A 19,335-nucleotide genomic window follows, 5' to 3' on the forward strand; every position below is an offset into this window, starting at 1 on the left:
GTAACCATGCACCCCAGCCAGATGCCCATCGTCGAGTTGCGCAAGGCGGCCGATGAGCTGCGGGAGAGCGGCAAACGGGTCAAGGTGCTGTGGCAGGAGAGCGAGTCGCTCGCCTTCCTCGCCCGTGGCCGCGAATACCGCAGCGAGTTCCACCTCAACCCGAGCGACGAGGTGATGTTCATGGTGGAGGGCTCCATGGACCTGCACTACCGCAAGCCGGAGGGCGGCTCGGACATCGCGGTGATCCCCGAGGGCGGGACCATTTTCACCCCGACCGGGATCGCCCACTCGCCCCGGTTCGCGCCGGACGCGTTCGTGCTGGTCATCGAACGGCTGCGGCGGCCGGGCGAGCTGGACCGCTTCCGCTGGTTCTGTCCCGCCTGCGATGAGTTCCTCCACGAGGAGGCCGTCCACGTGAGCGACTACCGCACCGACCCGGTGGCGGGCGCCTACCAGCGGTTCTACGGCGACGTCGTGGCGAGGACCTGCAAGTCCTGCGGCACGGTCATGCCGGACGAGCGGTTGTGACGGCGATCGGCGACCTGGTGCTCGACGCGCTGCGCGCGCGTCCCGACCACGTCGCGTTTCTGCACGGAGGCGCCGGGCTGACCTACCGCGAGGCGGAGCGGCTGGTGCTTGGCGTGGCGGACACGCTGGCCGGGGCCGGCCTGCGGCCGGGTGACACGGTGCTGCAGATCCGGCCCAACGACCCGCTGCAGTGGCTGGTGAACGCCGCCTGCTACGTGGCGGGCCACCGCTCGGCCGCGCTGTCGCCGGGGGCGCTGCGCGGCGCGGCACTCGCCGAGCGGCTGGACCTCGTCGCGCCGGACGCCGTGCTCGCCGAGCCGGGCGACCCGGATCTGGACGCGTGGTCGCGGGCACGTCCGGAGGTTCGCGTGCTGACCGATCGCGACCTGACGGCCACGGTGACGGCCGCCGGGGAGCCCGGCGTCGCCGTACGCGCGCCCGCGCCCGCGAGCGCGGTGGTACGGCTGGCGTTCACCTCCGGCACCACCGGTCCGGTCAAGGGCGTCGAGCTGTCCGGCGGTGCGCTGGGCACGGTGGCGACCGTGCTGCGCGACACCCTTCCGTGGCCGGAACGGCCGCGCGTGCTCTGCCCGGAGTCGGTGTCCGGCGGCTTCGGCAACATGGTGCTGCCGACGCTGATGCTGGGCGGGACGTTCGTCGTCCCGGAACGTCCCGGCCCTGAGGCGCTGCTGGAGGCCGCCGTCCGGCACCGTCCGACCGTGCTGATGGCGATGCCGCCCGCGCTGCGCGCGCTGCTGGCCCACCCCGGCGCCGCCGGGCACGACTGGTCGTCCCTGGCGCTGGTGGTCTACAGCGGGGCCTCGCTCACCGGCGAGGAGATCGACCGTGCGCACGCGCTGTTCGGCGAGGTGCTGTGCGGGGTGTTCGGCCAGGTCGAGGTGCCCAAGACGATCGCGTGGACCCGCCCGGCCGACCACCTGGACCCGCGCTCTCGCTCCTCGCTCGGCGTGCCGTTCCCCGGGACCGAGGTCCGGGTGTGCGGTCCCGATGGCGGTGACCTCCCGGCGGGGCAGCCGGGGGAGCTGTGGGTACGGGGTCCGACCACCGCGCGCGGCTACGCCTTCCCTCCGGGCACGCCGTTCGAGAACGGGTGGCTGCGCACCGGCGACGTCTGCCGGCGGGACGCCCACGGTCGCCTTCACCACGTCAACCGCGTCCAGGATGTGCTGCGGATCGGAGACGCCTACGTGTGCCCGAGCGATCTGGAGGCCGTCGTGTCGCGACACATCGGGCATCCGGCGGCGGTCGTCCCGACCGGTCCTGGAGGTGTCGCCGTTCTGGTCGAGGGCGTCGCGCCGCCGGACACGGGGTCGCGGGATGCGGCGTCGCGGGAGACGGCGTCGTTGGGGACGGTGTCGCGAGACACGACGTCGCTGGACACGACGTCGCTGGACACGACGTCGCTGGACACGACGTCGCTGGACACGGCGTCGCCGGGTACGGCGTCGTGGGACACGGTGGAGAAGGCCGTGCGCGACGCGCTGCGCGACGCCCCCGTCGTGATCGACGCGGTCCTCCCGGCCGAGCGGCTGCCCCGCGACGTCATGGGACGGCTCGACCGCGCCCGGCTCGCCGAGGTGGCCGGATGAACGACACCACGCCGGTACCCGTTCCGGTGATCGACGTGCACACCCACGCGTTGCCGATGTCCTTGCTGACCTGGCTGTCCGGCCGCGGCCTCGCCGACCTGTCCGACCTCGCCGCGGGCGTGGTCAGGATCGACCCGCTGGTGTCCGGGATACCGAAGGGCGCGCCGATCCCGCTGTCGCCCGCCCAGTACGACGTCCCCGAGCGGCTGGCGGACATGCGCCGGATGGGCGTCACCCGCCAGCTCGTGTCGGTGCCGCCGTTCGTGACGTGCGCCGACGTCGCCGACGAGCGGGACGTCCTCGCCGTGGTCCGCCGAGGCAACGACGCGCTCGCCGACCTCCTCGCCGGGCACCGCGGGGTGCTCGACCCGCTCGGGTACGTGCCGCTCGGCACGCCGGCCGCACCGGACGAGGCCCGCCGCTGCCTGGACGAGCTGGGGTGCGCGGGCATCGCCGTCGGCACCCGCGGCCTCGGTGCGGAACTGGACGATCCGGTGCACGAGCCGCTGTGGGAGCTCCTCGCGGACCGCAGGGCTTTCGTCTTCCTGCACCCCAACAGCGCCCCCGGCGGCCCGCGGCTCGCCGACTACTGGCTACCTCAGCTCGCGGGCTTCCCGATGGAGACCGCGCTCGCCGTCTCGCGGCTCGTGCTCGGCGGCGTCCTGGAAAGGCACGACCTGTCGCTGTGCCTGGCACACGGCGGCGGGTGCCTGCCGTCCCTGCTCGGCAGGCTGGATCTCGGCTGGTCGCGCAAACCGGTCGCCAGGACCACGCCGCGTCCGCCGAGCGACTATCTGCGCCGCCTCCACTACGACACCGCCACCTTCTCGACCCCGCTGCTGCGACGGCTCGTCGAGGACTTCGGCGTGGACCACGTGCTCGTCGGCACGGACTATCCGTTCGAACTCGCCGACACCGACCCGCTCGGTACGGTCGCGGAGCTCGGGCTCGCGCCGGGGAACGCCGCCGCCGTCCTGGCGGGGACGGCTACCGCGCTGCTGACCGGATCGGAGTGACGGTGCCGGGCTGCCCGCTCGTGTAGCCCTTGACCAGCTCACGGGAGATCGACTTCGCCGCCAGCCGCAGCGCGGGCTCCACCGCCGCCAGTGACCGCGTGCGGGTGACGGTGTGCGAGACGACGGAGAGCGCCGCCACGACCTTGCCGTCGGGTCCGTGGATGGGGGCCGCCACGGACACGGTGCCCAGCGACAGCTCCTCGGCGCACCGGGCGATGCCGGTCGCGCGGATCTCCTGCAGCGACCGCATCAGCAGGCCGGGCATGACGATCGTGTGCGGGGTGTAGCGCTTCAGCCCGGCCGTCAGCACGGCCTGCTGCAGTTCGCGCGACGCGTGGGCCAGCAGTATCTTGCCGACCCCCGTGGCGTGCAGCGGAGAGCGCCCGCCGACGCGGCTGACCACGTCGACCGAGCGGTGCCCCCACACGCGTTCGACGTAGAGGACCTCGTCACCGTCGAGCACCGCGAGGTGGACGTTCTCCCCCGTGGTCTCGTAGAGATCATGGATGAACGGCAGCGACACGTCCCGCAGCGTGCGCGGTTGCGGGCACAGCGAGCCCAGCTCCCACATGCGCAGCCCGATCCGGTAGACCCCGTCGCGCTCCTTCTTCAACGCCCCCAGCTCGACGAGTTCGGCCGCGATACGGTGCACCGTCGAGATCGGCAGCCCGGTGAGGGCGGTCAGCTCGACGAGGCGGAGCGCGGGCCGCTCCGGTGAGAAGGCGTTGAGCAGGGCGAAGACCCGGCTGGACACCGTCCGGCCGGGCTTGTGGGCGTCTCGGGGTGCGCTCATGGGGACAATCGTGGGTCGAGTCATCGCGGATCAGCCGTCCGGTGCATGGGATAGTACCTCATCGTTTCGAGATCGCCGCAGGTCAAGGGCGAGTATGACGATCACGGCCGTCGCGACGGCGGTCATCGCCACCGCGAGCGCACGCAGGTCGACGGGCATGGCGGGGTCGCCGGGGGCGGACGCGCCGACCAGCCCGACCGCGAGGATCGCGCCGACGTAGCGGGCCGACTGGAACAGGCCGCCGACCACACCGGACATGCCGGCGGGGGCGCGCTCGTACATCAGCCGCTGCAACCCGAGGTTGCACAACCCGTACGGCACGCCGAGCACCACGCCGTCGACCACGACGATCCACGCGGGCGTCGCCGTGTCGAACGTGGTGATCGCGGCGACGCCGGCCAGCAGCAGTCCGCCGCCGGCCAGCAGGGTGCGCCCTACGCCGAGCCGGCGCATGACGGGACCGCCGAGCACGGTCGCCACGACGCTGGTCGCCGCGATCGGCATGATCAACAGTCCGGTGTGCGCCGCGTCGAACCCGAGCGCGGTCTGCAGCCACGGCGGCAGCCCGTAGAACGCACCGTAGTAGGCCAGGTTGAACAGCGTGAACGTGCCGAGCACCGGCACCAGCCCGGGTGCCGCGGCGAGCGCGCGGACGTCCACGAACGGCTCGGCGGCACGCCGTTCCCAGCACAGGAACGCGGTCCCGGCGACGATCACGCCTGCCAGGCCGGGAACCGAGACCTTCGGGAGGGCGAGCATCAGATCCAGCAGGCCGATCACCGTCCCCGCGAACAGGACGACCCCCACCGGATCGATCGCGCGGACCAGGCCTCCGCGTGCGGGCCGCCGCTCCTCGGGGCCGATCGCGCGCCAGGCGAGCACCAGCGCCCCCAGCATGACCGGCAGGTTGACCCAGAAGACGGCCTGCCACCCGGCCCAGGACGTCAGCAGTCCGCCGAGCACCGGGCCGACCGCCCCCGCGGTCGTGTTGACCGTCGCGACGGTGGACAGCCGCGTCGCGTCACCGTGCCGCCTGATGACGACCATCGCGCACGGGAACGCGACCGACACACCGGCGGCCTGCACGCACCGGCACAGCACGAGCAGCGGCAGCGACGTGGCCGTGGCCGCCACCGCGGAGGCGACGGCCGCCACCGCCATCCCGGCCACGAACAGCCTGCGCGGGCCGACGCGGTCCGCCACCCGGCCGAGCACCGGCTGGCAGACACACGCGGTCAGATAGAAGACGGTGACGACCCACGTCGTCGTGGCCAGCGGCTGGGCGAGATCGCGCTGGATGGGCGCGAGCGCCACCGCGATCATCGAGGAGTTGAGCGGGGCGAGCAGGGTGCCCGCGAGCAGCGCCGCCAGCGCCGTCCTCGCCCTGCGGTCCGGCCGGACGGTGTTCGTCATCCCGCGGGGCCACCCGCCCGCAGCAGAAGCTTGCCCCGGACCCGGCCGTCGGCCAGTTCACGCAGGGCACGCGGCCCCTCCTCGAGCGGGAGCACATCGTGCACGTGGTGGCGCAACCGGCCGGCCGCGGCCCAGTCGAAGATCTGCCGCAGGTTCCGCTCCTGGGCCGCCCGGTCCCGCCGGACGAACTCGCCCCAGAACACCCCGACCACCGAGGAGCCCTTGACCAGCGGGATGTTCAGCCCGACGCGCGGGATGCCGCCGGAGGCGAACCCGACCACGAGGTACCGGCCGCCCCACGCGACGGCGCGCACCGCCGCCTCCGCCACCGCACCGCCCACCGGGTCGAACACCACGTCCGCGCCCGCCCCGCCGGTCAGCTCCTTGATCGCGGTCTTGGCGTCGCCGTCGCCGCCGTAGCAGAAGGTCTCGTGCGCGCCGTGCCGGCGGGCCGACTCCGCCCGCTCCGGCGTGGAGGCGCCCGCGATCACTCGGGCGCCGAGCAGGTTTCCCACGTCCACGGCGGCGGAGCCGACCCCGCCCGCGGCGCCGAGCACGGCGAGCGTCTCGCCCGCGCGCAGCCCGGCCCGCTGGACGAGCGCGTGGTAGGCGGTCGAGTAGGCCACCAGGATCGCCGCTGCCTGCCGGTCGGTGACGCCGCCGGGCACCGTGGTGACCCGGTCCGCCCGGACCAGTACGGCGTCGCGGGCGCACCCGTACTCCTCGTTGCCCGTCACGCGGTCGCCGGGCCGCACGGACGTGACCCCCTCACCGACGGCCACGACCGTTCCCGCGTACTCGCTGCCGGGAGAGAACGGCGGCTCCGGCCTCACCACGTGCGTGCCCGCGATGATCAGCGTGTCGTGGAAGTTCAGCCCGACGTGGCTGACCGCGACCACCACCTCGCCCGGTCCCGGGTCCGGCGTCGCCACGTCGGCCAGCTCAAGATCCTCGGGCGCACCGAGCCGGGTACAGACCAGCGCGCGCCCGTTCACTCGCCGCCCCCGGGGGCGGACACGACGCCCGCGGCCAGGAAGCCGTCCACCTCGGCGGCGGAGAATCCCGCCGCGCGCAGCACCTCCACGGTGTCCGCGCCGAGTTCGGGGGGTGTCGTGCGCAGGCCGGGCAACTCGCCGTCGTAGCGGACCGGGTGCCGCAGCACGGTCGCCCGCTCCTCGCCCACCGGGAACTCGGCGAGCAGTCCCTCCGCGGCCACCTGGGGGTCGTCGCGCACGTCGTCGTAGGTGGCCACCCGCTCGAACCAGAATCCGCGCGGCTCCAGCCGGGAGGCCACCTCCGCGTAGGTCATCCCGGCGAGCACCCCGGCCACCGCCGCGGTGTACTCCTCCCGCTTGGCCCGCCTGGCCCCCTGGTCGTAGCCGGCCAGCGCGGGGGAGCCGAGCGTGTCGCCGAGGTCGTCCTCCGACCCGTTCAGCGCGATCACCATCGACGCGTCCAGCAGCCGGTACACGCCGTAGGGGGCGTCGATCGACCAGCACGCCGACTCGGCGGGGCGGCGGACGTCCGCCTCGGTCCTGCGGCCGGAGTAGTACAGCGCGAGCGACTCCGCCTGCAGGTCGAGCCCCGCGCCGAGCAGGCTCGACTCGACCCGCGTGCCCTCGCCGGTGGTCAGCCTGCGCGCGTAGGCGGCCAGGACGCCCATCGCGAGCAGTGCCGCGCCGTGCTGGTCCACGACGGGCGTGCCGGCCGCGGTGGGGCGGTCGCCGGTGACGTTCACCAGTCCGGTACGTGCCTGCACGAGCAGATCCACCCCCGGACGCCCGGCCATCGGGCCGCGAGATCCCCAGCCGCTGGCCGAGGCGTAGACGATGTCCGGCTTGATCGCGCGCACCGCCTCGTACCCGAGGCCGAGCCGTTCCAGGGCGCCGCCCCGATAGTTCTCCAGCAGCACGTCGGCCCGCTCGATGAGCGGCCGGAGCACGGTGAGGGCATCCGGGTGCTTGAGGTCGACGGCGATCGAGCGTTTGTTCCGGTTGACCGACAGGAACGTCACGCTGCGCCCGGCGACCCGGATCCCCGCGCTGCCGACCCTGCGCTCCCACGACCCGCCGGGCGGCTCGACCTTGACGACGTCGGCGCCGAGGTCGGCCAGATACTGCGAGGCCGCGGGCCCCTGCACGAAGTGCGAGAAGCTCAGCACCCTCATCGAGTCGATCATGTACCCTCCCAGCAGCGGTTACCCGGCAGTGCGACCGTAGGAACGCACGGCTCCAGCCCCAATGTCGCGTTCCCGCTGGGTGGGAACGCCCCCATATCAGGCGGGCCCCGGTCCGGCACCATGGTCGCCATGGCAAGAGGGTTCTCTCCGATCCGCGTCCGGCTGCCGGGCCATGTGATCAACTGTGTGGTCGCGGGACAGGGGCCCGCGGTGCTCCTCCTTCACGGGTGGCCGCAGACCGCCCACGCGTGGCGCGAGGTGGTGCCGCTGCTCGCCGGCCGGTACACCGTCGTCGCCCCCGACCTGCCCGGCTTCGGGGCCGGTTCACGACCGGACGGCGGGTACGACAAGCGCACGGTGGCGAGCACCCTGGCCCGGCTCATGGCCGCCCTCGGGCTGACCCGCTACCACCTCGTCGGCCACGACGTCGGCGGCCAGGTCGCCTACCCGCTCGCCGCGCTGCACCCGGAGTCGGTGCGCAGCCTGACGTTCGTCGAGGCGGGCATCCCCGGCCTCGGCGGGAGCCTCGCCGCGGCGAACCCGCTGACCGGCGGGTCCTGGCACTTCGGCTTCAACATGGTGCCCGACCTGCCGGAGTTCCTGCTCGCCGGTCGCGAGCGCGGCTACCTGGAGTTCATGTTCCGCCGTGACACGGTGGGCCTGTACGTGACCGAGGCGATCGACGACGCGGCCATGGACGTCTACGCGCGCGCCCTGGCCGCCCCCGGAGCGGTGCGCGCCACCATGGGCTACTACCGGGCGCTGCCGACCGACATCGCCGACAACCGGGAGCTGTGCGCCGCCGGACCACTGCGGGTGCCCACGCTGGTGGTGGGCGCGCGGCAGGGCGTCGGGCTCGGCTGGCTGGACACCGTCCAGGAGGCCGTCGCGGATGTGTCGGCGCACTGGGTGGAAGAATGCGGCCACTATGTGCCCGAAGAGCGCCCCGCCGAGCTGACGCGGCTGCTGACGGAGATGTGGCGGGAGGTCGAGTCGCGTGAACGAGACGAGTGACGTGGTGCTGATCCACGGGGCCTGGCACGGGGCCGGGCACCTCGTGGCCCTCGCCGAGGCGCTGACCGCCACGGGCCGCCGCGTCCTGACGCTCGACCTGGTGGGCCACGGCACCCGGGCCCGCTTCCCGGCGAGCTACCTCGGCGGAGACGTCGCCGCGCTGCCCACGGAGGTGTCCCCGCTCGCGGGCCTGAGCCTCGACGACGTGGCGGCGGACGTGGTGGACAGGTTGCGCGGGTTCGCGGCCCCGCCGATCGTCGCCGCGCACAGCATGGGCGGGACGATCGCCACCCGGGTCGCCGAACTCGCCCCCGAGCTGGTGGCCGGCCTGGTGTACGTCACCGCGTTCGTCCCCACCTCGCTGGGTCCCGCGGGCGCGTACCTGGCCCTGCCGGAGGCGCGGAGCGCGCTCGGAGGCGGTCTCTACCTGGGCGATCCCGCGGTCGTCGGCGCGGTGCGAATCAACCCGCGCAGCACCGACCCCGCCTATCAGGACGAACTGCACGCCGCCTACTTCAGCGATCTCGACCGCCCCGGCTTCCAGGCCATGGCCGCACTCCTCACCCCCGACCAGCCGATGGCGTTCCTCACCACCCCGACCGGGGCCACGGCCGAGCGCTGGGGGACCGTGCCGCGGACCTACGTTCGCACCACCCGCGACCGCGCCCTGCCCGTCGCACTCCAGGACGTGATGATCCGGCACGCCGACGAGCTGGCCCCCGCGACCGAGTTCGTCCAGGTGACCCTCGACGCGGGGCACGCGGTCTTCGCCGGCGCCCCGGCCGAGGTGGCGGACATCATCCGCCACGCCCCGGTACGACGGTGACGACCACGCCCGTCACGCCGAGGGGCGGCCCACCGGCGGCCCGCCGGGGATGGCGGCCAGCAGTTCGCGGGTGAACGGCGCCTCGGGGGCGGCGAGCACCTCGGCCGTCGGGCCGGACTCGATGATCCTGCCGTCCCGCATCACCGCGAGCCGTCCCGCGGCGGCGGCCACCACGGCGAGGTCGTGCGAGATGAGCAGATAGGCCGTCCCGTGCCTGTCCTGGAGCCGGCGCAGCAACGCGAGGATCTGGGCCTGGGTCACCGCGTCCAGGGCGGACACCGGCTCGTCGAGCACGATCAGGTCGGGCGACGGCGCGAGCGCGCGGGCGATGGCGACGCGCTGGCGCTGCCCGCCGGAGAGCGCCGAGGGCCGCCGCCGGACCACCTCGGGGGGCAGGGCGACGTCCTCAAGCAGCCGTCGCACCCGTTCCCCGCGCTCCGCCCGGGTGCCGATGCGCAGCGCCCGCAGTGGCTCGGCGATGATCCGGCCCACGGTCATCAGCGGGTCGAGCGACGCGTACGGGTTCTGCGCGACGAACTGCACGCGGCCGGCCCTCACGGGCGCGTCGTCCAGCAGTACGCCTCCGCTCGTCGGCTCGACGAGCCCGGTGATCATACGGGCGACGGTGGACTTGCCCGACCCCGACGCGCCGACCAGCCCGAGCGTGTCGGCTCGGGCCAGCGTGAACGAGGCGCCCTCGACCGCGACCGTGCCGCCCGGGTACACCTTGCGCAGATCGCGGACCGTGAGCAGCGGCTCTCCCGTGATCGGCGCGGGTCCGGCCGACGGCCTCGGGGCCGAGTCGAGCAGCAGCCGCGTGTAGGCGGCCTCCGGGGCGCCGAGCACCCGCCCCACCGGGCCTTCCTCCACGACGCGGCCCTCGGTCATGACGGCCACGCGGTCCGCGCGGTCCGCGGCGACGCCGAGGTCGTGAGTGATCAGGAGAACGCTGGTGCCGTCCCTGGCCGCGATCTCCCGAATGAGATCGAGCACGGTCTTCTGCACGGTGGTGTCGAGCGCGGAGGTCGGCTCGTCGGCGATCAGCAGCGCGGGCCGCCCGACGAGCGCCATGCCCAGCAGCACCCGCTGCCGGAAGCCTCCGGAGAGCTGGTGCGGATGGCGGTCGAGCACCGCCGCCGGATCGGGGACGCCCACCCGGCCGAGCGCGTCCCGGAGGGAACCCTCGCCGGGCCGAGGGGTCCCGGTCAGCCGCAGGGCCTCGGCGAGCTGGGCGCGTACGGTCATCAGCGGGTTGAGCGCGGTCCCCGGATCCTGGGGCACGAACGCGATCCGCCGTCCGCGCAGCCGCCGCCACGCCCGCTCCCGCAGGCCGTCCACCCGCTCGCCGTCGAAGGTGATCTCGCCGCCGGTCACCCTGGCCGTGTCCGGCAGCAGACCGGCCAGCGCGTGCGCGAGCGTGGACTTGCCCGACCCCGACTCGCCGACCACCGCCACGATCTGCCCGGCCTCCACCGTCAGGTCGGCGCCGTTCACGGCCGTCAGGCCGCGCCCGGACGACCCGTAGCGGACGGTCAGGCCGCGTACGGCCAGCAGGGGTGTCATCGTCTCTCCGATCGCGTGCGCAGCACGTGTCCAAGGTGGTTGACCGCGAGCACCACGGTGACGATGACGAGACCGGGTACGGTCGTCAGCCACCACGCCGAGGCAAGGAACGGGCGCCCCGCGGCGATGAGCGAGCCCCACTCGGGCGTCGGCGGCGGAGCCCCGAAGCCGAGGAAGCTCACGGCGGCGACGGTGAGGACGGCGTTGCCCAGTTCGAGCGTCGCCAGCGCGGCGAGCGGCCCCGCGGCATTGGGCAGGATGTGGGTCAGCAGCACGGTGGGACGCCCGGTCCCGCACACCGCCGCGGCCTCGACGTACCCGGACCCGCGCACCCTGATGACCTCGGCGCGCATGATCCGGGAGAACACCGCCGCGGCCGACACGCCGACCGCGACGGCCACCTCGCGCGTGCCCGGCCCGAGCACCGCCACGACCACGAGGACCAGCAGGAACGACGGCACGGCGAGCAGCACCTCCACCGCGCGCATGACCAGGTCGTCCAGCCGCCCCCGCGCGGTTCCCGCCACCAACCCGATCGCCGAGCCGGCGACGACGGCGATGCCCACCGCGATGACGGCGGCCTGCAGTGAGGGAGCCGCCCCGTGCACGACCCTGGACAACACGTCCCTGCCCAGCTCGTCCGTGCCGAGCAGATGGCCGTCCCCCGGCGGGAGCAGTCGGTTCGTGAGATCGCCGCGCAGCGGGTCGGCGGAGGAGAACAGGGCGGGCGCGAACGCGGCGGCCACGGCCGCCAGCAGCACGAGCGCCGACGGTACGACGCCGAGCCGCCGCGCGAACCTCACGCGGCACGCTCCCGCAACCGGGGGTCCACCAGCGGATACGCCACGTCCACCACGAGCGTCAGCAGCGTGACGACCGCCGTGGCCACCACGACCAGACCCTGCAGCATGGGCAGATCCCGCGTCGTGACCGCGGACTCGATCAACCGGCCGAGCCCGTTGCGCGCGAAGACCGTCTCCACCACGACCGACCCGGAGACCAGCCAGCCGGCCAGCAGCGCGATCATCGTCAGCGCGGGCATGGCGGCGTTGCGCAGCGCGTGCGCCGTCACCGCCCGCGCCCGCGACGCGCCCTTGGCCCGCGCGGTGTCGACGTACGGCTGCCGCATCTCGGCGGTCAGCCGTTCGAGAAGCACCTGCGCCACGAAAGCCGACGACGGCACCGCCAGCGTCACGGCGGGCAGCACCAGACCGGCGAGCCCGTCCTCGCCCCGGGCGGGAAACAGCGGCAGGCCGAACGAGAACGCCTGCAACAGCACCAGGCCGAGCCAGAAGGTCGGGACGGACAGCGACAGGCCGGGCAGCGCGCCGAGCAGGCGACGCAGCCACAGATGCCGGGTGTGCGCGGCCGACCAGGCGATCAGGAAACCGAGCGGAAGCGCCACCAGCAGCGCGCCCCCCGCCAGCGCGAGGGTGCGCGGCGCCGCCTCGATGATCGTCGCGCCGACATCCCGCCCGGTCTGGAACGACGTGCCGAGATCGCCGCGCAGGGCGCCGAGCAACCCGTCGAGATAACGCTCGACCGCCGGGCGGTCCAGACCGTACTCGGCCCGCAGCGCGGCCACCCGAGCCTCGTCCACCCCGTTCTCCGGCCCCATCATGATCCGCACGGGATCGGCGGGGAGGACGTTGAAGGCCGCGAAGGTGAGCGTGTACGCCGCCAGCACCACGGCCGCCGCCTGCGTGAGGCGCCGCGCCACGAACCGGGTCATCGGATACCTCCGTGGAGACCCACGCCTTCAGGCGGGGGAGGAGTCGGACCTCTGCGGAGCAGGACAAGGACCGGCGATTCGCCGTCGCGCGGACGGTCGTACCGAACCCGCACGATCTTTGGCCGGTCGTGGCTAACATCTGGGCCGTGGCGCAGATCGTGAAGCGGGCCTACAGGTATCGCTTCCACCCGACCCCCGAGCAGGCCGACGAGCTGGCCCGGACGTTCGGTTGTGTGCGTCTGGTCTACAACAAGGCCCTGGAAGAGCGAAGTCGCGCCTACAGTCTCGACGGGCGCCGCGTCTCCTATGTGGAGTCGTCGGCGACGTTGACCGAGTGGAAGCGCAGTGGTGCCTACGATTTCCTGTCCGAGGTGTCGTCGGTGCCCCTGCAGCAGGCGCTGCGCCACCTTCAGGCGGCGTTCACCAACTTCTTCGCCCGGCGCGCCAAATATCCCACCTTCAAGAGCAGGAAGAAGGCGCGGGCATCGGCCGAGTACACCCGGTCGGCGTTTCGCTGGCGGGAGGAGGAGCTGACGCTGGCGAAGATGGACGCGCCGCTGGCCGTCGTGTGGTCGCGCCCCCTTCCCCCGGGCGCGCAGCCGTCCACGGTCACCGTGAGCAGGGACGCGGCGGGTCGCTGGTTCGTGTCCCTGCTGGTCGAGGAGACGATCAGCCCTCTGCCGCCGGTCGATCGGAACGTGGGGGTGGACGCGGGCCTCACCGCACTGGCCACGCTGTCGAGTGGGAAGAAGATCGTCAACCCCCGGCACGAGCGGACCGACCGGCGCAAACTCGCCAAAGCCCAACGGGCACTGGCCCGCAAGCAGAAGGGGTCGAACAACCGGGCCAAGGCGAAACTCAAGGTCGCCAAGATCTACGCCCGCATCGCCGACCGGCGCCGCGACCACCTGCACAAGGTCACCACCCGGCTTGTTCGCGAGAACCAAGTGATCGCCGTGGAGGACCTGACCGTCTGCAACCTGGTGAAGAACCACAGCCTGGCCCGCGCGATCTCTGATGCCTCCTGGCGTCGGATGCGCTCGATGCTGGAGTACAAGGCCCAGTGGTACGGGCGGACCGTGGTGGCGGTGGACCGATGGTTTCCCTCCTCCAAGCTGTGCTCGGCGTGCGGAGCTGTGCAGAGCGCGATGCCGCTCGGCCTCCGTGAGTGGACCTGCGTCTGCGGCGCGGTCCACGACCGGGATGTCAATGCCGCGAAGAACATCCTCGCCGCCGGGCTGGCGGAGAGGTGAAACGCCTGTGGAGCTGGTATAAGACCTCAACGAGAGTCCTCTCGGGCGGGCGACCGGCATTGAAGCAGGAACCCTCACGGGCGACCGTGGGAATCCCCCTCGTTCACGAGGGGGAGGAAGTCAACTCAGCTCCGGATGTCCAGGAGGATCCGCTGCCCGCCGACCTCCTGGCCGCTGTAGAGCACCACGTTGCCCGGCCGGAGCCTGCCGAGCAGCGCGAGGGTCAGCGCGCGCTGCCCTCCGGTCGGGATGACGCCGCCCTCGGGCACCGCCACCTCCCCGTCCTGCCGCAGCACCGCGCACCCAGACCACGCGTCGATCGACGGGGCCGCGGCCGGTGAGTCCTCCGAGGCGGCCGGGCGGGCGGCGTAGCGATGGCCGCGCAGCGCGCGCCCGAGGTCGGCCGTCCACTCGTGGCCGTCGAACCCCACCGTCAGGCTGAGCGTGCGGGTCGCATCCGGCCCCGGCGGGCCGGGCACCAGCCGGTCGGTCAGGCCGACCACCTCGACATCGCCGATAACGCGTGCCGGGACGGACAGCGTGCCCGCGGACTCACCGTCCTCCCGTTCCTCGACGAAGTACGCGGTGTCCTCCTCGACCAGCATCCCCTCGCGCACGCCGAGCAGGTACGCCGGGCCGAGAAGTTCACCGTCGAGGGCCACCGGCGGCAGGACCGTCGCGCCCCCGTGCTGGAACCCGTAGGCCCCCTCGGCGTACCCGCCCGTCAGGGCCTCGGCGGCGAATCGCACGATCGCCGCGTGAGCGATCCGCCGGGTCATCACCTGGACGACGAACCGGTCGCGGGCGTCCTGGAGCCTGGTCAGACCGTCGGCGTCGGCGAGCACCCGCACCCGCGACGGGTCGGTGAACGGGATGAGGGCGTCCCGCAGCAGCACGAGCTGCCACAGCCACTCGTTGTAGAGGTTGCGCGCGGCGTGCAGGCCGGGACCGCCGATGAGCCGTTCGACCACCGGTGGAATCCAGGCGTACCCCACGCAACTGCTGTGGATGTCCGACGGGCCGGGCGCTCCCGTGCCGGGCACGGTTCTCACCAGGTCCAGGACCACCTCGGACACCGCGACGGCGTTCTCCCGCAGCTCGCCCCGCACGTCCCGGTCGGCGAGCCCGATGTCCAGCCGCAGCGTCCCGTAGGGACCGGACGTGCTCAGGGTGGCCTGGAGCCCGGCGACGAAGTCGGCCCTGGTGGCCTCGCCGCCGCCCGCGGCGGCGACCGCCGACTCCAGCAGCGTGCTCGCGGCGGCGACGAAGGCCGCGGGATCCACCGCACGGCCTCCGGCGAAGTCGTTCCATGTCATGCGCCTACCTCCGCGTCCTGGAAGATCGGCCGCCCCGACGCGTCGAGGCGGACCCCTGTCACCCGCTCCGCGAGCCCCACCGACGACGCCTGCTCGAAGAGCGGGATGCCGTGGCCTTCGGAAAGGATCGCCTTCGCCGCGGCGTCCACGGCGTCGGCGCGTTCGGCGGGATCGAGCACCGTGGCGATCCGGGCGATCGTGCTGTCCACCTTGTCCGGCCGAGTGCGCCGCAGCGGGTTCGCGCTCTTCACCGGGTACACGCTGGCGAGGACCGAGGGATCTCCCCTGGTCACCGCCCAGGAGACGAAGTCGTAGTCACCTGAGCCCTGCCGCGCGCTGTTGGTGGCGTCGTCGAGCGGCGTCGGTCGTAGCTCGATCCCGGCCTCGGCGAGCTGCTGGGCCATGAGCTGGTACACCGAGCCGTAGGGCTCGTTGGCCGAGTAGACCAGGTCGAACGACAGCCTTTGCGACCCCTTGGCGCGCACACCGTCCGGGCCGAGCCGCCAGCCGGCCGCGTCGGCCAGCCGGGCCGCCTCGTCGGGCGCGAACGCCAGGTCGGCGGAGCGGTCGGCGTGGCCGGGCGTCGTGCCGGCGAGCACGTCGGTCGCCGGGCGTTCGCCCGCCGCGAGCAGCGGCGCGAACCGTGACCGGTCGAGGGCGGCACTGATCGCCCGCCGTACGGCGGGATCGCTCAGCGCGGGCCGTGACTCGTTCGGCAGCAGCGTGAACACGATGCCGGGCCGGGTGGCGGACAGCAGCCGAGGGCCACGGCCGCCGAAGGACCGCTGGTCCTGCTGGAGCACCTGCAGGTCGGCGTCGAGCTGCCCGGAGAACAGGCTGCCGTGCCTGGCGCTCGGGTCGGTGACGATGGCGAAGGTCAGCGCGCGTACCCGCGGGACGCCCTGGTGGGCGGCGAGCGTGCTCGCCCAGGCGTATCCGGTGCGCGCCGAGAGCCGTACCTCCTCGTTGAGCGAGACCTGGCCGAGCACGAACGGCCCGGAGCCGACGAGCGCGCCCGCGCAGCGCTGCTGCGGGGTCTTCCCGAGCGTGCCCGGGGAGAGCATGCCGAGCGTCGCCATCGAGGTGGCCTGGAGGAACTGCGCGTTCGAGGTGCCGAACCGCACCTCGACGGTCCTCGCGTCGGGCGCGGAGGCTCCCTCGTAGGAGGCGAGGTAGCCCGAGCCGAGCGGGGACCGCGCGCCGAGCTCGGAGACGTCGTCGAGGTTGGCGACGACCGCGGCGGCGTCCAGCGGCGCGCCGTCGCTGAACGTCACACCGTCACGCAGGGTGAAGGTGAACCGCTTGGCCTGCTTGTCGACCTTCCACGAGGTCGCGAGCCACGGCACGATCTCTCCGGTGCGCGGGTCCTGGTCGGTGAGCGAGTCGACGAGCTGGCGCGACACCTGGAGGTTGGAGGTCTGAGGGGTCTGGTGCGGGTCGAGACAGCTCACAGGCGCGGCGAGCCCCACGGTGAGGGAGTCGTTGGCGGGCCTTTCGGCGTCCGCGGTCGCGCAGGCGGTGAGAAGTACGGCGCAGCACGCGAGTACAGAGGTCAATCGAGACACGGGCACCAGTCTGCGAGCCCGCACCCGAGATCCCGGGGTCCCCGTTCTCACTCCGTGGAAAGCGGCGGGGTTTTCACTCAGCGGAACCCATCCGTGGCACCCCGGTGGGAGGGTGCCACAGCCGGGATGCCGGCTACTACACCATCACTCCCGGATCGACGCCTCCGCATTGGAGTCGCAGGCGTTCCCGGTGTGCCGGAGAGCGCTGAGGGCCCGGAGAAAATAGAACAGTTCTGTCATCCATTGGACGCGGTGGGTCCAGGCGGCCGGGTCCGCGCCTGTGCCCTCTGGCGCCAACGCTCGCCGAACGCGTCCCGGAACCGGTGGCCGGTAGGCGGCCCGAAGGTATCCGACCAAACCTGAATCGCATGAAACTCAACCGATTCGAATGTGCGGTTGGCCTCGTCTCGCCCTCGGGCGCACACCCTGATTCTGTAGTCGCCCTCCCCTTTGAAATTCAGTGGAGGAAAGTCCTCTGCCCCGCCGCCGAAAAGCTGCTCCAAAAACAGTGATTTCTCTGCGTGGAAACTGACGTCGACAACCTCGTCCCAGGCCTCAAGATCAAGTGGTGGCTCCGACTCGTGAAGCTCCAGACGCAGGTGGATGTCCCCGTCGTCCAGCCCGGTCAGAACGGCGAGAGACCCCGTATAGACATCCACCAATCCGTTTCCGCCGCTCACCATCGAGTGCTTGACGTTCACCGAGTGTTGGACGAGGTACTGATTTTTGCAGGCCCTGATGGTCCCCTCGAATATTCGGGGAGCGGCGCTGCGGCCGGCTGTCATGTCTCTCCTGTGACTGCGGACGTCGTCTCTGGGGGCAGCTTATAGCGGTATGGTCGCCCGCCGGATCGGCGGACGACCGTACTTCATGCGACCGGTTTCAGGAGCCGGGCCCTGGTCGGGGTGGTCAAGGAACGGTGCTGAGAAAGAGCGACTCGGCGCCGTCGGTCTGGGTGCTGTCTATCCCATGGGCGCCGGAGTAGTTGTGCTGTTCGTTGTGCGCCCAGTCGGAGATAGGGGCGCCACCGACATCCAGATGATGGAAAGATCCCCCGGAGACTCCGAAGCGGAAGACGCGGTTCGGATCGTTGCAGTAGTCGCTGTACGGCGAGTAAATGGTGCCGAGTTGTTTCTTGAGCGTGTTGTTGAAGAAGACGTTGTTGGGTCCGGAGGAGCCTGACCACTTCACGGCCTTGAGCCCGGCGGCCCACCAGATCGGGAACCAGTTGGAGTTGTCTGGTCCACTGTTTCCCTCGTCGCCGCAATTGTCCTTGCAGTTGGCGGGGCGATGTGCATAGGGCGTGGAGACATGGTTCGGTTCGAACAGGTTATTGCGTTCCCAGCCGCCGTGCAGGTTGAGATCGGAGTCGAAGCTGTTGCCGATGACCACGTTGCCGGACGCGGACCATTGGAAGGTGAAGTGGCGTAAGTCCCGAGTGGTGTTTCCGGCGTACAGGGAGTCCCAGACACGGGAGCCACGGAAGTAGCCGTTGCCGCCTTTACCTTTGTTCCAAGAGCCTTCCAGATGATTGCCAGTGACGGTGAGATTCTTGGCTTCCTCGGTAACGATCGGATGAGAGCCGACCATTTCTCCGTGGACACCTCGCACGAACCCGTTGACGGCCCACTTGAAGACGATGCCGTGCGCTCGCTGAATCAGCGTGGCGGCGACATCCCTCACGCCGGGATGCTCTGTACCCTCGGCGGCGTCGAGAACGGACAAGCCCAGCCGCACGCTGAACACCGTCAGGCCAGGCGCGGGAACAAGCCGCTGGTAGCGGTCCACCAGCACGGCCAGGTCGTCATCGACCGGCTGGTGGGCAGCACGACGGGACAGCACGGTCAGGCACGCCGTCACCGTGTTGGAGGAGAGCATTCTCCGCGCTCCCATCGGTGGCGGTGAGGTGATGGTCGCCCAGCTCGGTCACCTGCTCACCGCGAGCGCGATGCCGTCCGTGTCGCTCGGCATCATCCCCCTCGGGCCGACCGCTCCCGCATGTGGCCCACGGAGTCGTTCTTCATGTTCGACGACGATGAGGTCACCGTGGAACCGGTGTCGGGGCATCTGAGGATCACGCAGCTCCACGAGATCGCCATGTACGGCAAGGTGTTCACGAAGATGGCGGAGCTCGCGGTGTACGGCAAGGCGGCCCGCAACCTCATCACGTCGGCGGTGGCCGCCCTGAACGACCGACTGGCCCCTGCTGTGCAGCGACCCATTACTGGGTTACGCCCCCTCGTCTGGTCTGTCAGGCGTGGTCGTGGAGAGTGACCTGGTAGCCGTCGGGGTCGGCGAAGGTGAATGTCCGGCCGAAGGGGCCGTCGATCGGCGCGGAGACGATGGTGTGACCGTCGGCGACGAGAGCATCGTGAATGGCCTGGACGTCTGTGGCGTGGAGCCAGATCGCGGCACCGATGCCGGGCTGAGCAACGGATGCGAGATCGGTGCCGGGAACGACGTCGCGGAGTGCGAACGCGATCGGCTTCGTCTCGAAGACGACGGCGTGCGGAGGTCCGGCCTGCGA

General features: G+C 72.1%; 19 protein-coding genes and 1 pseudogene. 8 read left to right on the top strand and 12 right to left on the bottom strand.

Annotated features, from left to right (window positions below; all coding sequences use genetic code 11):
* Window positions 1–6 precede the first annotated feature (6 nt).
* The 3 genes from ACFY3D_RS37480 to ACFY3D_RS37490 are packed head-to-tail and all read left to right on the top strand — an operon-like array spanning window position 7 to window position 3,154.
* On the top strand, window positions 7–528 hold the full coding sequence (locus ACFY3D_RS37480) for a 3-hydroxyanthranilate 3,4-dioxygenase (RefSeq protein ID WP_389775800.1): 522 nt from the start codon (window positions 7–9) through the stop codon (window positions 526–528).
* Window positions 525–2,138: a class I adenylate-forming enzyme family protein gene (locus tag ACFY3D_RS37485; protein ID WP_389989015.1), complete on the top strand. Its 1,614-nt coding sequence runs from the start codon at window positions 525–527 to the stop codon at window positions 2,136–2,138. Before ACFY3D_RS37480 ends, ACFY3D_RS37485 begins: the two co-directional genes overlap by 4 nt.
* A complete protein-coding gene (locus ACFY3D_RS37490; RefSeq protein WP_389989017.1) occupies window positions 2,135–3,154 on the top strand; it encodes an amidohydrolase family protein in 1,020 nt (339 codons plus the stop codon). Before ACFY3D_RS37485 ends, ACFY3D_RS37490 begins: the two co-directional genes overlap by 4 nt.
* On the opposite strand, the gene ACFY3D_RS37495 is transcribed toward ACFY3D_RS37490, so the two are convergent.
* From ACFY3D_RS37495 to ACFY3D_RS37510, 4 genes are read right to left on the bottom strand one after another with little or no spacing between them, the layout of a single operon-like run.
* Window positions 3,126–3,947, bottom strand: coding sequence for an IclR family transcriptional regulator (locus tag ACFY3D_RS37495; RefSeq protein ID WP_389989019.1), 822 nt, complete (start codon window positions 3,945–3,947; stop codon window positions 3,126–3,128). The two genes, ACFY3D_RS37490 and ACFY3D_RS37495, sit on opposite strands and share 29 nt — an antisense overlap.
* Window positions 3,948–3,977: 30 nt before the next feature.
* A complete protein-coding gene (locus ACFY3D_RS37500; RefSeq protein WP_389989021.1) occupies window positions 3,978–5,360 on the bottom strand; it encodes an MFS transporter in 1,383 nt (460 codons plus the stop codon).
* The gene (locus ACFY3D_RS37505) at window positions 5,357–6,355 is read right to left on the bottom strand and encodes an NADPH:quinone oxidoreductase family protein (protein WP_389989023.1); all 999 of its coding nucleotides are present in this window, start codon (window positions 6,353–6,355) and stop codon (window positions 5,357–5,359) included. The genes ACFY3D_RS37500 and ACFY3D_RS37505 overlap by 4 nt, the downstream gene beginning before the upstream one ends.
* Window positions 6,352–7,539, bottom strand: coding sequence for a CaiB/BaiF CoA transferase family protein (locus tag ACFY3D_RS37510; protein WP_389989025.1), 1,188 nt, complete (start codon window positions 7,537–7,539; stop codon window positions 6,352–6,354). The genes ACFY3D_RS37505 and ACFY3D_RS37510 overlap by 4 nt, the downstream gene beginning before the upstream one ends.
* 129 nt (window positions 7,540–7,668) lie before the next feature.
* Here ACFY3D_RS37510 and ACFY3D_RS37515 point away from each other — a divergent pair, with 129 nt between their 5' ends.
* Window positions 7,669–8,553 (top strand): alpha/beta fold hydrolase, encoded by an 885-nt coding sequence (locus ACFY3D_RS37515; RefSeq protein WP_389989027.1) that lies wholly within the window; start codon window positions 7,669–7,671, stop codon window positions 8,551–8,553.
* Window positions 8,537–9,379, top strand: coding sequence for an alpha/beta fold hydrolase (locus ACFY3D_RS37520; RefSeq protein WP_389989029.1), 843 nt, complete (start codon window positions 8,537–8,539; stop codon window positions 9,377–9,379). Before ACFY3D_RS37515 ends, ACFY3D_RS37520 begins: the two co-directional genes overlap by 17 nt.
* A gap of 12 nt (window positions 9,380–9,391) precedes the next feature.
* Here ACFY3D_RS37520 and ACFY3D_RS37525 read toward each other — a convergent pair whose 3' ends face one another.
* The 3 genes from ACFY3D_RS37525 to ACFY3D_RS37535 are packed head-to-tail and all read right to left on the bottom strand — an operon-like array spanning window position 9,392 to window position 12,674.
* Window positions 9,392–10,942, bottom strand: a complete 1,551-nt coding sequence (locus ACFY3D_RS37525) for an ATP-binding cassette domain-containing protein (RefSeq protein WP_389989031.1) — start codon at window positions 10,940–10,942, stop codon at window positions 9,392–9,394.
* The gene (locus ACFY3D_RS37530; RefSeq protein WP_389989033.1) at window positions 10,939–11,745 is read right to left on the bottom strand and encodes an ABC transporter permease; all 807 of its coding nucleotides are present in this window, start codon (window positions 11,743–11,745) and stop codon (window positions 10,939–10,941) included. Before ACFY3D_RS37530 ends, ACFY3D_RS37525 begins: the two co-directional genes overlap by 4 nt.
* Window positions 11,742–12,674 (bottom strand): ABC transporter permease, encoded by a 933-nt coding sequence (locus ACFY3D_RS37535; protein WP_389989035.1) that lies wholly within the window; start codon window positions 12,672–12,674, stop codon window positions 11,742–11,744. Before ACFY3D_RS37535 ends, ACFY3D_RS37530 begins: the two co-directional genes overlap by 4 nt.
* Window positions 12,675–12,820: 146 nt before the next feature.
* Here ACFY3D_RS37535 and ACFY3D_RS37540 point away from each other — a divergent pair.
* A pseudogene (locus tag ACFY3D_RS37540) lies at window positions 12,821–14,013 on the top strand (RNA-guided endonuclease InsQ/TnpB family protein); the annotation flags it as partial.
* A gap of 39 nt (window positions 14,014–14,052) precedes the next feature.
* Here the strand turns inward: ACFY3D_RS37540 and ACFY3D_RS37545 are convergent.
* The 4 genes from ACFY3D_RS37545 to ACFY3D_RS37560 form a co-directional block, all read right to left on the bottom strand.
* Window positions 14,053–15,243, bottom strand: coding sequence for a hypothetical protein (locus tag ACFY3D_RS37545; protein ID WP_389989037.1), 1,191 nt, complete (start codon window positions 15,241–15,243; stop codon window positions 14,053–14,055).
* Window positions 15,240–16,799 carry an ABC transporter substrate-binding protein gene (locus tag ACFY3D_RS37550; protein WP_389989039.1) on the bottom strand — a complete coding sequence of 520 codons (1,560 nt, stop codon included), beginning with the start codon at window positions 16,797–16,799 and terminating at the stop codon, window positions 15,240–15,242. Before ACFY3D_RS37550 ends, ACFY3D_RS37545 begins: the two co-directional genes overlap by 4 nt.
* Window positions 16,800–17,044: 245 nt before the next feature.
* Window positions 17,045–17,593 (bottom strand): hypothetical protein, encoded by a 549-nt coding sequence (locus ACFY3D_RS37555; RefSeq protein ID WP_389989041.1) that lies wholly within the window; start codon window positions 17,591–17,593, stop codon window positions 17,045–17,047.
* A 124-nt stretch (window positions 17,594–17,717) separates the two neighbouring features.
* Window positions 17,718–18,686: a hypothetical protein gene (locus ACFY3D_RS37560; protein WP_389989043.1), complete on the bottom strand. Its 969-nt coding sequence runs from the start codon at window positions 18,684–18,686 to the stop codon at window positions 17,718–17,720.
* Between ACFY3D_RS37560 and ACFY3D_RS37565 the strand changes: the two genes are divergently transcribed.
* A complete protein-coding gene (locus tag ACFY3D_RS37565) occupies window positions 18,670–18,879 on the top strand; it encodes a Scr1 family TA system antitoxin-like transcriptional regulator (RefSeq protein ID WP_389989045.1) in 210 nt (69 codons plus the stop codon). The two genes, ACFY3D_RS37560 and ACFY3D_RS37565, sit on opposite strands and share 17 nt — an antisense overlap.
* The gene (locus ACFY3D_RS37570) at window positions 18,831–19,082 is read left to right on the top strand and encodes a hypothetical protein (RefSeq protein WP_389989047.1); all 252 of its coding nucleotides are present in this window, start codon (window positions 18,831–18,833) and stop codon (window positions 19,080–19,082) included. The genes ACFY3D_RS37565 and ACFY3D_RS37570 overlap by 49 nt, the downstream gene beginning before the upstream one ends.
* Here ACFY3D_RS37570 and ACFY3D_RS37575 read toward each other — a convergent pair.
* The coding region (locus tag ACFY3D_RS37575) for a VOC family protein (RefSeq protein WP_389989049.1) at window positions 19,060–19,335 on the bottom strand (276 nt) is incomplete at its 5' end. The two genes, ACFY3D_RS37570 and ACFY3D_RS37575, sit on opposite strands and share 23 nt — an antisense overlap.

The organism is Streptosporangium sp. NPDC000509, assembly GCF_042898365.1.
Lineage (GTDB): Bacteria > Actinomycetota > Actinomycetes > Streptosporangiales > Streptosporangiaceae > Streptosporangium.

What these genes read in the sequence shown, in the direction of transcription:
- ACFY3D_RS37555 (WP_389989041.1), bottom strand. Translation starts at nt 17,593, where the DNA reads ATGACAGCCGGCCGCAGCGCCGCTCCCCGAATATTCGAGGGGACCATC.
- ACFY3D_RS37510 (WP_389989025.1), bottom strand. Translation starts at nt 7,539, where the DNA reads ATGATCGACTCGATGAGGGTGCTGAGCTTCTCGCACTTCGTGCAGGGG.
- ACFY3D_RS37525 (WP_389989031.1), bottom strand. Translation starts at nt 10,942, where the DNA reads ATGACACCCCTGCTGGCCGTACGCGGCCTGACCGTCCGCTACGGGTCG.
- ACFY3D_RS37570 (WP_389989047.1), top strand. Translation starts at nt 18,831, where the DNA reads ATGTTCGACGACGATGAGGTCACCGTGGAACCGGTGTCGGGGCATCTG.
- ACFY3D_RS37500 (WP_389989021.1), bottom strand. Translation starts at nt 5,360, where the DNA reads ATGACGAACACCGTCCGGCCGGACCGCAGGGCGAGGACGGCGCTGGCG.
- ACFY3D_RS37515 (WP_389989027.1), top strand. Translation starts at nt 7,669, where the DNA reads ATGGCAAGAGGGTTCTCTCCGATCCGCGTCCGGCTGCCGGGCCATGTG.
- ACFY3D_RS37490 (WP_389989017.1), top strand. Translation starts at nt 2,135, where the DNA reads ATGAACGACACCACGCCGGTACCCGTTCCGGTGATCGACGTGCACACC.
- ACFY3D_RS37545 (WP_389989037.1), bottom strand. Translation starts at nt 15,243, where the DNA reads ATGACATGGAACGACTTCGCCGGAGGCCGTGCGGTGGATCCCGCGGCC.
- ACFY3D_RS37480 (WP_389775800.1), top strand. Translation starts at nt 7, where the DNA reads ATGCACCCCAGCCAGATGCCCATCGTCGAGTTGCGCAAGGCGGCCGAT.
- ACFY3D_RS37535 (WP_389989035.1), bottom strand. Translation starts at nt 12,674, where the DNA reads ATGACCCGGTTCGTGGCGCGGCGCCTCACGCAGGCGGCGGCCGTGGTG.
- ACFY3D_RS37495 (WP_389989019.1), bottom strand. Translation starts at nt 3,947, where the DNA reads ATGAGCGCACCCCGAGACGCCCACAAGCCCGGCCGGACGGTGTCCAGC.
- ACFY3D_RS37560 (WP_389989043.1), bottom strand. Translation starts at nt 18,686, where the DNA reads ATGCTCTCCTCCAACACGGTGACGGCGTGCCTGACCGTGCTGTCCCGT.